The organism is Roseofilum reptotaenium CS-1145, from assembly GCF_028330985.1.
GTDB lineage: Bacteria > Cyanobacteriota > Cyanobacteriia > Cyanobacteriales > Desertifilaceae > Roseofilum > Roseofilum reptotaenium.
On the sequence record NZ_JAQMUE010000069.1, the window covers coordinates 1 to 13,714 of the forward strand.

The following is a 13,714-nucleotide window of genomic DNA, read 5'->3' on the forward strand; positions in this document are numbered from 1 at the left end:
GATCAGCTAGAAGAAGTGTTGTACCAGCGCTGCCAAACCTTATTGAAACAGCCAGAATTAATTGGAGGGTTAACCGATTTTTACGGGTGGAGTGAACTCACTGCTATATCACAACTTATTCAACGGACTTGATATTATTCAACGGACTTGATATGAATTAAAAACTAAATGCCCAAACTTGATTGAAAGTTTTTGATCCCTCAATACCCATTATCCATTACTCCCCATTAACTAGCACGAAGCGCTATAGATAAATTCTAACCTTCCTGTTTGTGCATCTAAGCACACTGAAGCGCCAACGGGTAAGGCTCCATTTTCACCATCATGACCAAAGGGTAAATCAGAAACGATCGGAATACCTAAGTCTGAGAGGCGATCGCCTAAAACCTCTTCTACGGTTAAACTCGGTCGTCCTTGGGGAGCTTCACATTGACTAAACCGACCCAAGGCAATCCCTCGAACTTGGCTTAAAAGCCCGCTCATGCGCCACTGAGTGAGCATCCGATCTATGCGATAGGGCATTTCTCCGACATCTTCCCAGGCTAAAATCACTCCCTGAACATCAGGTTGTAGAGGTGTACCCAGCAGATGGGTGGCTACAGTTAAATTACCCGGCAGTAAAATTCCTTCTGTGCGATCGCCTCCCCATCCTTTACCTTGAAGAGCAGCTAAGGGTTCTCCACGAACAGCGGCCCATAAACGCTCTAAAGACCATGAGGGTTCCTGGGAGAGGGTAGTCAGTACAGGCGCATGGATGCCTCCGCCCACTCCTTGGTAAAATTGGCTCCATAACAACCCAGTAATATCAGAAAATCCAATTAACCATTTGGGATACTGTTTCCAAGGGAGATCCTCGATCCAGGGTTCTAATAAGCGAGTCGTTCCATAACCTCCGCGAACACATAGAATACCGCGACACTGAGGATCGTGGAGAGCGTCAAGGAGTTGAGTGCGGCGGTCTCCATCTTTTCCGGCCAAATATCCCCATTGGTCATAAATTCTCTCATCAACCTTGACCTGATATCCCTGTTGTTTCCATAGTTCCAGTCCAGCTTGAAAACGCTGCTGTTCTTGCAACGGGCCACTAGGAGCAATGACCGTTAATTGATCTCCAGCTTGAAGGGGAGGAGGGAGTGCTAAAGCCAGGGGCATGATCTTAACGACAGGATAATCAGGATTTACCTTGTCTAGGATACTCTGGTTTGTGGGAAAGCTTAAAGAAAGTAATCCCCCAGTTGTCCCCAACTGGAGGAGTTCATCAGGGTGCATCTACCATTTCTATATACTCTCTGATTTTGATCCGATCCGGAAGGAGATCAGACCCCTCATCAGATCAATTGACTGATTGGGGTATAATACCCAATATCTATTGAAATTATCTGGTATCATTAGTCACGATTCTAAGTCTTTGATCGATCGCACTGAATGAGTGGGTGAAAATCGTTAGATTATTGTCTCAAGTAATAGGCAAAAGGCAATAGACCACGTCCTAGTCCTATAACGCTACATTACAATAATTAACATTTCTTAGTCATTTCCCGACTCAATCCATGCAAGTCACCGTTTCATCAAACAGTCCATCCGATCTAACTGGCCAATATTGGGATTGGCGCGGCCATTCCATTTACTATACCCAAGCTGGACAACCCCATCCTCAACGCCCCTCCTTACTCCTAGTTCATGGGTTTGGGGCATCTACCGACCACTGGCGCAAAAATATTGCTGAACTTCAGGAAGATTTTCAGGTTTGGGCGATTGATTTGCTCGGATTTGGGCGATCGAGTAAACCCAAATTAACCTATAGTGGAGACCTCTGGCGCGATCAACTCCATGACTTTATTACCCAAGTCATAGGTCAGCCTGCAATTTTAGCTGGCAATTCCCTCGGTGGTTACGCCTCTCTCTGTGTCGCCGCTCAATATCCCCAGTCAGCCGTCGGTTTAGTCCTTATCAACAGTGCTGGGCCTTTTTCTGATAGTGAACCTAAGACCCCACCCAACCCCATCAAAGCCACTATCGGTAAAATAACGCGTTGGCTATTTCTGCAACCAGGGATTAACTTTTGGCTGTTTCAATATGCTCGTCGTCGTGCCACTATCCGTAAAACCCTCCTCAAGGTCTATCTGGATAAAACCGCCGTCACTGACCAACTGGTAGAAGAAATTTATCGCCCCTCCTGTGATGTTGGTGCTCCTGACGTTTTTGCCGCCGTCTTCAAAACTCCTCCTGGCGCAAAAGTCGATCATCTCTTGCAGCAACTTGCCTGTCCTCTCTTAGTTCTTTGGGGAGAAGCTGACCCCTGGATGAAGGCTAGGGAAAGAAGTCCTAAATTCCATCAATATTATCCCGATCTGACAGAACATTTCCTCGAAGCAGGGCATTGCCCCCATGACGAAGTTCCCACTCAGGTGAATGAGTTAATCCGCAATTGGGTATATGGGACTACGCCCTAGGAAATAGGGGATGGAGAACACCGACAAGTAGGGGCAAAAAATTTTTCACCCCTACTGCTCCTTGCCTTTTGCCGAGCAATTCTGTCAGACGATATTAACAAATGTTGTCAACTTCAATTTATTGTGTTAAGTTTGGTTACAGATACTTGAAATCTCACCGGAGTTCTGAAAGATGGAAAAGCAAGACAATAAATTGGGTTTCACTGCCTTCGCCGAAACTTGGAACGGCCGCCTCGCAATGCTAGGGATTATCATCGGTTTAGCTACGGAGTTCATGACCGGTCAAGGTATCCTTTCTCAACTTGGCTTAATGTAATCTCCGATGGCATTCATCAATGAATGCCATCATCTCTAACCGAAACAATCTCTTTGTAGAGAGGAGTCAGCGATCGCTGATTCCTCTCTTTTTCTTGTATCTATTAACAGATTTCCTTCATAGAACAAGAAAACTTAGAAATTGAGTGATGTCGCTCAAATTGAATGGACAGGGCTGGTATTGTCTACCCTACTCGACTAGACTATATTTAGGACTTGACAAAACGCTCAGGTACGATTGCTATGGAATTTATTAATCCCAAAACCGACTATGCTTTTAAGAAAATATTTGGCTCAATTCAAAGCAAAAATATTTTAATCAGCTTTCTAAATGCTTTGGTCTATGAAGGGCATTCCACCATCAAAGATTTAGAAATTATCAATCCCAATTTACCGCCTCAACTTGAAGGGTTGAAAGATACCTATCTTGATGTCAGAGCGACTCTCAATGATGGGACGCTCGTGATTATTGAAATGCAGGTCTTAAATGTTCAGTCTTTTGGGAAGCGGGTCTTATTTAATGCTGCCAAAGCTTATAGCTTTCAACTGCAAAAAGGGCAAGGATATCGAATGCTAAAACCAGTGGTTGCTTTGACTATTACTGATTTTGATATGTTTCCTGAACGCAATCGGCTCATTTCTCGCTTTGTTTATCGAGAGAAATCAGAAGGATGGCACTACCCTGATAATGATTTGGAGTTAGTCTTTGTGGAATTACCCAAGTTTACTAAAGACTTAAATCAGCTTGAAACCTTAGCGGATAAATGGATTTACTTTATGAAATTTGCGCGATCGCTTACGTCTATTCCAGAATCTCTCAATGAGATTCCAGAATTCCATCAAGCCTTTGAGATTGCTAATGAAGCGGGTTTAACACCAGAGGAACTAGAAGCGTTAGAACGTCGGGAAATGTTTATTTACGATCAACAGGGGGCGATCGCTTTGGGACGACAGGAAGGACGACAAGAAGGACGGCAAGAAGGAATTGAACAAGGAAAACGTGACATTGCTCGAAATTTATTGGGTCAATTGAATGATGAGACAATTGCACAAGCAACGGGATTAAGTTTGGAGGCTGTTGCAGCTTTACGTCAGGAAATATAGCCAGCAAGGTGGGCAATCACCCACTCATCTCGATCTTTGATCGCGAGTTTAGCAGAAGTAGCGATCGCACCACTCTGGATTTTCTTTACCCACCCTATCCAACTTCATTTTATTTAGTTATACTCTTAGATAGCGATTGAGCTATACAATGGAAGCAATCAGCTATCTAGCCTCAATCCCCTACAAACCCTATCAGAAGTGAAGCCAATGATGTACTCCAACGCTCGTTTAGCTGCGGGCCCTTTAAAATCCTCAGAAGCAGAAGGATTACTGTATATGCGAGAAGAGGAAAAATTGGCACACGATATCTATCTATCTCTATATACCCGTTGGCAACTTCCTATTTTTGACAATATCGCCCAAAGCGAGACTCGTCATATGAATGCTGTTCTCAGACTGCTCAACCGTTACGGACTCGACGATCCGATCGCCAATAACAACCCAGGTGTTTTTACCAATCCAGACTTACAACAACTATACGATGCCTTGCTCAAAACCGGTCATCGCTCTTTAGCCGATGCTCTCAAAGTTGGGGCAGAGATTGAAGAACTGGATATTGTTGATCTAGAAGAGAAGATCGATCAAACTCAAAAACCCAACATTCAACAAGTGTATGGTAATTTAATGCGAGGCTCTCGTAATCATTTACGCTCGTTTGTCTCTGTTTTAAGTCGTCAAACTTCTGACACCTACCAACCCCAACATTTATTGGTAGAACAATACAACGCTATTATCAGTTCCGCTCACGAACCCGGAGGACAAGGAGGACATCATAGTAGAGAAGGACATCGTGGGGGTTATCGCTGGGGCAGGAGATGTGGAAATCGTTGGATGCAGCGGCATAGGGGCGCAAGGATACGGAGATTTGAGTAAGAAAGATGATAGGCGCTAGGCAATAGTCCTCTTCTATCACTCTAGGAAAGTACAATCGAAGTCCAATTCTAAAACTTAGTAAGGGCATGATGTTGATCGATCTCACACTAACAGAAACTCAGACTCAAATGGGCTTTGAGGATTGTCTATCCCTCTTCTGTCACTCTGGGAAAACACTTGTCTTGACTGAATTCTAGAACTCTTGCCGCATCCGCGATCGCGACGTTTTTTCCTAACAGAAACTCAAAAATCTAGTCAGATCGGCAAATGTCTCTGTCTACAGGGGATACAGCGATCGCGATTTCCGAAAGTGACAGAAGAGGGCTATAGCGTTTCTCTCTTCTATGAGGTACAGCTTGAAGCCTTAGAACCTAAGCCATGCAAGCTATTGCAAAGCAAGCCTATTGCTAGAGTGCCTAGCGCGAAGCGCTATATATTTTCCCGAGTTCTTATTTATTAAATTCTTTTAATACATTGATCAACAATATCAATCAATTTCAATCGTTTTGTCCTTCCCGCTAATTGGGAGATGTCCTATTCCTTGAACTCGGAGAGTGACAGAAGAGGGATAGTCTTCAAGTATTGGTTTTCCTCAGTTTCCGTTGTAAGGGAATTCGAGGAGTAATAGAAATATCGTAATTGATAAACGATAGCACCAATTGAAAACCAAGAATAATTGGGAGAGCTGCTAACATCACAGTTCCCGCAGTCGCCGTTTCTCCAGTAGTAAAGCTTTTCAGCCAAGAGAAACTACCGAAGATAAAACCAAAGAGTAATAGAGGAAGTCCGAGTAATAGCTCTACGGAAGCAATAGAAAAACTTCTCAAGTAATAATTATAGAAAATTCGCTTGATAAAATTATGGCAATTTCCCCATAAAAAGGGTAAGAAAATCTTCATAATCTTCAGATTACTTTGCTCATCTCCATATTGCGAAGGCATGGGAATATCTATTACCACCGCTTGCACGGTATTCAGACGAAAGAGTAAATCCGATTCAAAGAAAAACCGTTTACTCAGTTTCCGCAGAGGAATGAGTTCTAAAACAGCATGATGAATAGCGGTATAGCCATTTGTAGGATCAAATAATTCCCAATATCCAGAGGATAATTTAGTCAAAAACGATAAGCCTGCATTTCCTAAGACGCGAATTATAGGCATCCCTTGCAGGTGTTCTGGATGATAGAAGCGATTACCTTTAGTGTAATCTGCTTCTCCTGAGAGTAGGGAAGCAATCAATTGGGGAATAAAACGAGGATTCATTTGCCCATCTCCATCCAGCTTAATCACAATGCTTGCTCCGTCTAGAAGTGCCTGTTGATATCCGGTAATCACTGCACCACCAACCCCCTGATTTTGGCGATGATAGAGGACTTGAATTCGGTGATCTTGATTGTTGTTTTCAATAAACTCACCCGTGTTTTCTGGGCAACAATCATCAACCAGATAGATTTGATCCACTTCTGTGCCAATTTGAGATAAAACAGAATTGATATGTTGGCGAACTCGGTAACAGGGAATAATGACAGCAACTTGTGGCTTTAAACTCAATTTAACTCCCCTCTTTTATTGATAATTCATGACAATCAAGCCGGACATAATTAGGGTAACTCCCACCAAGTAACGAGCATCAACTTTTTCCCCTAAAAACAGGCTACTCAACAGGGGAACAATGACAAAGGCTAAAGCCATAAAGGGGTAGGCTTGATTTAGGGGAATAAATCGCAATAACCACATCCAAAATAGGGTTGCCGAGCCGTAAATAATTAAGGCACTCCAGAGATAGGGATTGCTGACATAGCTCATCAGTGTTACTTCTTGGGGAGAATGGATATTACTGAAATTTGCAGCTAATTTAAATAGTAGTTGTCCTAGACTAATGCTAAAAACGCAAGCAATGAGATAAAGGATAATAGATGGGTTCATAAATATAGTGCTTTGTGCTAGGCACTCTAGCAATAGACAATAGGGTTATAGTCAGAAGTGTTGAATGTTAGCTTAATGCAAAAAAAAAGAGAATAAAATATGGTGTTTTATTTTTAAATATTAAAATAATATTCTCTAAATGCTAGCATTCTTTACCAATCTGGTCAAACCGATTCTCAAGTCATTGTCTGCTCATAACTACCCAGTTCTCAACTCTCGCCTCTTCTTTGAAATCTGGTTAAACTTCTTACTCGATAGTAGTTTGACTCAGAAGTGTTGAATTTCGACATAAAACTTTACATTTAACTGAAGAAAAGTCCCTAGTGAACTAAATGAGGGTTTCTGGAATCAGATCGTAGCTCCAATGAATAATAGAGCAGCGCCGACTAAGTTCGACTGGCAAATAACGGAATTTATCCAACAGGGTTTGGCCATAGAATAGATTGGGGCGAAGTTACAAGTTATTCCTCGCATGTTCAGTCATAGATTGCGTACGGAGGCGATCGCCGAATTACTGGATTTACCGCTAGAAACAGTTACCGAGACTCTTGCTGATTGAAAGCAGCAAGAGTAAACGAGAAGCAACCCTAGGGTGTGTTATTGAACACACCCTAAAAAATCCATTAACTTCTGAGGGTGACGCTAAATTTCTCGACTAGAGCATCGCGAACCTGTTGATGGATGGGTTCAACATCGGTATCTGCTAAAGTCCGATCGCCCGCTCGATACACCAGACGAAAGGCTAAAGATCGCTGTCCTTCCGGCACATTTTCGCCCTGATACCGATCGAACAGTTCCACAGATTCCAATAATGAAGAACCTTTCGGTTGTCCTTTTGCTGCTGCTTTCACCATCGCTTTCTCAATTTCTGCCACAGAAATTTGGCGATCGGCAAAGAAGGCTAAATCGCGATCGCTTCCCGGATAAGTGGAATAGCCTTTATAAACCGGTTGCAGCTTTTCATCCTGCTCCAGCGTCGCCAGAATTACCTCTAAATCCAGTTCAAAAGCATACACCTCATCCGGTATTTCCAACTCCTGACACAACTGGGGATGAAGCTGTCCAAACGTTCCTAACCGTTCCCCTTGTAGCCATAGGGAAGCGGTGCGCCCTGGATGAAATCGCTTATCTTGTTGATTTGGCTGATACTCGACTTGGGTTGGGGTAATGCCTGAACCGGGTAAAACACCTCCGGGTGTGGATAATCCAACCCGCTCAAACACCGCTTCTAGCAGTCCTTTGGCTTCATACCAGCTTAGGGTGGCAGGTTTTCCTCCCCGAATCCAGTTGCCCATACTAGAAGCACTGATGATACCGGCAACAGAATCTGCTTCCATGAGTCCATCTTCTTCATTCCAGAAGATGCGGCCAATTTCAAACCCATTCAGGGGGCCATTACCTTGCTCTAAATTGTACTGAAAGGCCAGAATGAGACTCGATAATAACTCAGTGCGTAGGGTGGAGTATTCCGTAAACAAGGGATTGGCGATCGCCACCTGAGTTGAATCAGCCGAAAGTAAACTGTCCTGACGCAGATGACTCAACCCATAGGAATAATGCATCACTTCCGTTAAGCCAACTCCTCGCAGAGCTTCCCGTAACTGCCGTACAATCGACTCATCCGCCGGTAGATATCCCGGTTCGGATTGGGCGGGTAGGGTTTCGCAGAAATTATCATAACCGTACAAGCGAGCAATCTCTTCAATCAGATCGATTTCCCGCTCTAAATCTCGGTAGCGATAGGGAGGAATAGTCACTATCCAAGTGGGGGCGCTCCCTTCGACTCCGCTCAGGGAGCGTCCTGAATTTTGTTGTTCCAGAGTACAGCCCAAAGCGCTTAAAATCCGTTCGACATCTTCCGGTAGAAGTTCCCCTTCCTGGGGTTCTTCTTTCGTCTCTTCAGGATTCGCTAAGGGAGAACCTAATACTTGTTTGACGCGATCGAAACGCAGAGAAATTTGCCGTCCTCCAGTTTGGCGCTCTCCTCGAAAATCAGCTATCTCGCCAGCTACCACCTCACCAGAAGCCAACTCTTGCAACAATTGAATAGCCCTAGCCGCAGCTACGTCTAACTCTGCTGGGTTTACTCCGCGCTCGTATCGCGCTGAAGCTTCCGTTCGCAGTCCTTGGGAGCGAGCGGAACGGCGAGTGACAATGGGGGTAAATAGGGCAGCTTCGAGTAAAATTCGTGTAGTTTCGTCATGGACTTCTGTGGCTTCTCCCCCCATTACCCCGGCTAAGGCTACCGGTTGGTCATTGGCGGTAATGACCAAGGTATCGGACTGACCGCTCTTAGCAGAACAGAGATCGCGAGATTGTCCATCTAGGGTAACTAAAGTTTCTCCAGCTTGGGCAAAGCGGACTCCAATGGTCGGGGATTGGGTGTCAGTGACGGTTAAGAGGCGATCGTAATCGAATGCATGGAGGGGTTGACCCCATTCGAGCAACACATAATTGGTGATATCCACCACATTATTAATCGGACGTACTCCGGAAGCCACTAAGCGCTGTTGCAGCCAAGCCGGAGAAGGCATCAGTTGCAGTCCTTCAATCACTGTACCGATATAAACTGGACAAGGATAGCGATCGCTTCCCCTTCCTTGACTGTTCTGCTCATCAAGCTTGACAACTACCTTCCCATTCTGCCCTGGGGGAGAAAATGGTTCCAGATTCGGCAGTTTTAGAGTCGCCCCGGTTAAAGCCGCCACTTCCCGAGCAATACCCACTAAACTTAGGGCATCTGCTCGGTTTGCCGTCGAAGTCAGATCCAAAATCACATCATCTAAACCCAAGAGGGGACGGACATCAGAACCCAGAGTTAAGTCCTCTTGGGTAAAAATATGAATCCCTTCCGATTCTTTTTCCAGTCCCAATTCCGACAGAGAGCAAATCATGCCGTAAGATTTGACTCCCCGCAGTTTAGCCGGTTTAATTTTTAAGTCGATTTTGCTCAGATAGGTTCCTACCACCGCCACCGGTACGCGAATACCCTGGCGAGCATTGGAGGCTCCACAGACAATATTGAGGGGTTCCTCAGCGCCGACATTGACTTGGCAAACTTGAAGCTTATTGGCATTGGGGTGGGGCGCAGCTTCCACAATTTCACCAATAACGACTCCGTCAGCCCAAGTGCGGCGGTCTTCAATGTCTTCTACTTCAAAGCCTGCCATAGTTAAAGTATGAGCGAGTTCATCGGCAGACAGGGTGATATCGACAAGTTCTTGCAGCCAGTTCAGTGAGATACGCATGGATGGGGGTTTGTTCTCTAATAGTCTCTCTCAATCCTTTATTTATTTTGCGCTTCTAGAGGCCCCTTTGCCAAGATGGGCACGTATGATATTGCAGCCAGCAATAAGGATCGGAGCATCTCCAGCTAGAATTATTTGCAACTCGATTGGGTATTCCAACCAGGATTATCTGAAAACTTCGCATACACCCAACGGTCTGTCGAGTTAGACTAAAATAGAGAAGTTGTCTGAAGATTGTTAGTTCATCATCGATTGTAAAAAAGGAATGTTAAATGGAAACCATTTCACAAAATCAATACGCCAATCTAATTAATGAATTAGTCGATCGAGCGATTGAAAACGATCGGCCGATTTTATTACAAGGTTCAGCCGGTAATGCCATTGTGATTAGTGAAACAGAGTGGAATGCGATTCAAGAAACTCTGTATTTACAATCTATACCTGGAATGTCTCAATCCATTAAAGAAGGTGGACAAACTCCTGTGGAAGATTGTGTTGATGAATCAATAATTAGGGACATTTTAAATGGATGAAATAGAAGAATGGGCGATTATATTTACTAAGCAAGCAGAAAAAGATTCTCGAAAAATAGCATCTGCTGGGCTGGGAAAGCAAGTGACAAGAATTCTGGACGTAGTTAAAGAAAATCCTTATGCCACCTATCCTCCCTATGAAAAACTAAGCGGAGATTTACAGGGTTACTATTCTAGAAGAATTAATATTCAGCATCGTTTGGTTTATCAAATATTACTAGAAGAAAAAATCATAAAAGTTATCCGAATGTGGACACATTATGAATTGTGAACTGGAAAACTTGGCGGTAAAGTAATTGGTCTTTCCAAAATTGCCCGTATTTGTGAAATGTATGGCCGTCATCTGATTGCATCAAGAGTGAAGCAGATAAGATAGATATTGTCTAATGTTATATTAGCTGCCGAAAACACACATGCCTCAACAAGACCCCGACATGCGCCCGCCTTGGGAGGAGTTCCCAACGTAAATTCTGCAAGTATTACGTCACAGGATGGAAACGTTACCAATTTCACCTTGCCAATGGCCAGAGACGATCTTATCTTATTAAAGAGTCTCTGATTTTCCTGCTTTTGAGTCCTATCGGGATGAACTACGTCCTGTTGAGTCAAACTCTACAGCAGATAGTTTATCAACAATGGATCAAGATTTTAATCGCTATGACTGATGTTTACATTCTTTCGTCACAAGGTTCTCCTCTAGCGCTGTTTGAGCATCAAGAATCGGATATGTGGTATCTATTCGGGAAAATTGAGCCAATTCAATCAGGTAAGGTTGACATTAACAAAATTTTTGAAGTGACAAAGACTCTTGATTTCAAGATAGTGATGTCCGATTGGTCTCAAGGGTATCGATGTGAGTTGGAATCTGAAGACTCATCAATTCCATGTGTCCTTATGGAATGTAATTCACGACAGGTTAGCCTCAGAATGCTTTCAGCAGAAGAAACCATAGAATGGTCAAACTGCAACATTCGGCCACTATCTACAATCTACAGTTAACTCGATCGCGTTGGACTAGCTGCTGATTGATTTCATTTACCCCATCTCGAACAAGTGCCACTCTACGACCATCACCTCGATACCCCGACCTAGGACAGGGGAATGGGTTGATCCCTGACTTAATTTTTGTGGTATCATCCTATTTTGTGAGAATGATTATCATTTTACTTTCAATCTATGACCCTTACATCCAGCGACATCACTCGATCGCCAATTGAGATTCCCAAGCGAGGGATGCCAATTACCATCATCACGGGGTTCTTAGGCAGTGGAAAAACCACCCTAGTCAATCAAATTCTCAGCAATCGTCAGGATTTGAAAGTCGCCGTACTGGTGAATGAATTTGGCGATATTGATATCGATAGCCAACTTCTGGTTTCTATCGATGAAGAGATGGTGCAACTGAGCAATGGCTGCATTTGCTGCACCATTAATGATGACTTGGTGCAGGCAGTTTACAACGTCTTAGAAAACAGCGATCGCATTGACTATATGGTGATTGAAACCACCGGTATCGCCGATCCCCTGCCCATCATGCTGACCTTTCTGGGTACTGAGTTACGAGATCTGACCCATCTTGACTCTGTGATTACTCTAGTGGATGCGTCTGAATTTACCCCAGAGCATTTTGATAGCCAAGCAGCCCTGAAACAAATTGCTTATGGAGACATTATCCTGCTCAATAAAACGGACTTAGTTACCGTTGAAAAAGTTGAGGAACTCGAAGGTCACATTCAGGCAATGAAAGAAAAAGCTCGCATGATGCGCTGCCAAAATGGGCAAGTGCCTCTGCCGGTAATTTTGGATGTGGGATATAACAACGAAGAATCCTACGCCGATCTTGTCCAGGAAGAGATTGAAAAAACCCAGCACGATCACGACGATCCCCACCATCACGAGCATAGTCATGACCATCACGATCATGAACATCATCACCATCACTCCGATCATTTGGATAACGATGGATTTGTGTCGGTGTCTTATTGCAGCGATCGCCCCTTCTCCCTACGGAAGTTTGAAGAATTCCTTGATACTTTACCTCCTAACATATTTCGGGCTAAGGGTCTGCTCTGGTTTACCCAAAGTCCCCACAAACACATCTTTCAGCTCTGTGGCAAACGCTGCACTCTCAATGCTGAAGACTGGGATAATGTACCCCCTAGTAACCAAATTGTGGTCATTGGGCGGCACATCAACAGCGAGCAAATTCGTAACAAACTAGCCCTGTGTGAAGCACCTTAGTTCCTGGTTAGTGAACTTTCTCCATCAATAGCAGAGAAAGAGTCGGTTGGGACTCCAGTTCAATACTCAAACCCAGCTTCCCTAGTGCAAAGCGCTATAGGAGGGCAACCTCCACACAACTCAATTCTCAACTGTCCTTACTCTCCTGTAATTCTATGACTGCCCAAATACCTGCTCATAACCTATCTGTCGATCAAACCATTGCTGCGATTTCTGCCCAACCTCAGCCACGGGTTTCCCAAGCCGAGATGGAACAAGCTGTGCGAACCTTGTTATTGGGATTGGGAGAAGACCCCGATCGCGAAGGCTTGCGGGATACTCCGAAACGAGTCGTCAAAGCACTCCAGTTTCTCACCTCTGGGTATCACCAATCTCTAGATGAATTGCTCAATGGCGCTGTATTTCACGAAGATACCGATGAAATGGTATTAGTCAGAGATATCGATCTCTTTAGCTCCTGCGAACATCACATTTTACCGATCCTAGGACGTGCCCACATCGCCTATATTCCCAACGGTAAAGTAATTGGTCTTTCCAAAATTGCCCGCATTTGTGAAATGTATGCCCGTCGCCTACAAGTTCAGGAACGGCTTACCCAACAAATTGCGAATGCTCTACAAGGTTTGCTCAAACCCCAAGGCGTGGCTGTCGTCGTGGAATCCACCCATATCTGCATGGTGATGCGGGGCGTACAAAAGCCAGGTTCTTGGACGGTAACCAGTTCTATGCAAGGAATCTTTGCAGAAGATGCCAAAGCCCGCCAAGAGTTTATGAGCTTGATTCGCCACAATCCCTCATTTCACTAAAATCTAAAACACCAACTTAGTGCGATCTCACCACAATAAAAGCCAATGCTTAGACATTGGCTTTTATCCCTCTTCTGTCATATCAAGTCCGTTGAATAAGTTGTGATATAGCAGTGAGTTCACTCCACCCGTAAAAATCGGTTAACCCTCCAATTAATTCTGGCTGTTTCAATAAGGTTTGGCAGCGCTGGTACAACACTTCTTCTAGCTGATCGA

Annotated in this window: 12 protein-coding genes; 8 read left to right on the forward strand and 4 right to left on the reverse strand. The window is 44.2% G+C overall.

Annotated elements, in window-relative coordinates; translation table 11 throughout:
* Positions 1–231: 231 nt before the first annotated feature.
* Positions 232–1,152, reverse strand: coding sequence for a S66 peptidase family protein (locus PN466_RS11290; RefSeq protein WP_271939747.1), 921 nt, complete (start codon positions 1,150–1,152; stop codon positions 232–234).
* A gap of 398 nt (positions 1,153–1,550) precedes the next feature.
* On the opposite strand from PN466_RS11290, the gene PN466_RS11295 reads away from it, so the two are divergent.
* From PN466_RS11295 to PN466_RS11310, 4 genes are all read left to right on the forward strand, one after another.
* Positions 1,551–2,453, forward strand: a complete 903-nt coding sequence (locus PN466_RS11295; protein WP_271939736.1) for an alpha/beta fold hydrolase — start codon at positions 1,551–1,553, stop codon at positions 2,451–2,453.
* A 172-nt stretch (positions 2,454–2,625) separates the two neighbouring features.
* A complete protein-coding gene (locus PN466_RS26305) occupies positions 2,626–2,769 on the forward strand; it encodes a high light inducible protein (RefSeq protein WP_271939737.1) in 144 nt (47 codons plus the stop codon).
* 242 nt (positions 2,770–3,011) lie between these two features.
* Positions 3,012–3,872, forward strand: a complete 861-nt coding sequence (locus PN466_RS11305) for an Rpn family recombination-promoting nuclease/putative transposase (protein ID WP_271939738.1) — start codon at positions 3,012–3,014, stop codon at positions 3,870–3,872.
* Positions 3,873–4,079: 207 nt separating this feature from the next.
* Complete coding sequence (locus PN466_RS11310) at positions 4,080–4,745, forward strand: DUF2202 domain-containing protein (RefSeq protein ID WP_271939739.1); 666 nt, start codon at positions 4,080–4,082, stop codon at positions 4,743–4,745.
* Between the two features lie 575 nt (positions 4,746–5,320).
* Here PN466_RS11310 and PN466_RS11315 read toward each other — a convergent pair.
* From PN466_RS11315 to pheT, 3 genes are all read right to left on the reverse strand, one after another.
* Positions 5,321–6,295, reverse strand: coding sequence for a glycosyltransferase family 2 protein (locus PN466_RS11315; RefSeq protein WP_271939740.1), 975 nt, complete (start codon positions 6,293–6,295; stop codon positions 5,321–5,323).
* A 15-nt stretch (positions 6,296–6,310) separates the two neighbouring features.
* On the reverse strand, positions 6,311–6,670 hold the full coding sequence (locus PN466_RS11320) for an EamA family transporter (RefSeq protein WP_271939741.1): 360 nt from the start codon (positions 6,668–6,670) through the stop codon (positions 6,311–6,313).
* A gap of 623 nt (positions 6,671–7,293) precedes the next feature.
* Positions 7,294–9,918 carry a phenylalanine--tRNA ligase subunit beta gene (pheT, locus tag PN466_RS11330; protein ID WP_271939742.1) on the reverse strand — a complete coding sequence of 875 codons (2,625 nt, stop codon included), beginning with the start codon at positions 9,916–9,918 and terminating at the stop codon, positions 7,294–7,296.
* A 272-nt stretch (positions 9,919–10,190) separates the two neighbouring features.
* Here pheT and PN466_RS11335 point away from each other — a divergent pair, with 272 nt between their 5' ends.
* From PN466_RS11335 to folE, 4 genes are all read left to right on the forward strand, one after another.
* On the forward strand, positions 10,191–10,451 hold the full coding sequence (locus tag PN466_RS11335) for a type II toxin-antitoxin system Phd/YefM family antitoxin (RefSeq protein WP_271939743.1): 261 nt from the start codon (positions 10,191–10,193) through the stop codon (positions 10,449–10,451).
* Between the two features lies 1 nt (position 10,452).
* Positions 10,453–10,722: a Txe/YoeB family addiction module toxin gene (locus tag PN466_RS11340; RefSeq protein ID WP_390889991.1), complete on the forward strand. Its 270-nt coding sequence runs from the start codon at positions 10,453–10,455 to the stop codon at positions 10,720–10,722.
* A 905-nt stretch (positions 10,723–11,627) separates the two neighbouring features.
* Entirely contained in the window at positions 11,628–12,692 is a 1,065-nt protein-coding gene (locus PN466_RS11345; protein WP_271939745.1) for a CobW family GTP-binding protein, read from the forward strand.
* A gap of 155 nt (positions 12,693–12,847) precedes the next feature.
* Positions 12,848–13,498, forward strand: coding sequence for a GTP cyclohydrolase I FolE (gene folE / locus PN466_RS11350; protein WP_271939746.1), 651 nt, complete (start codon positions 12,848–12,850; stop codon positions 13,496–13,498).
* The last annotated feature ends 216 nt before the right edge of the window (positions 13,499–13,714 follow it).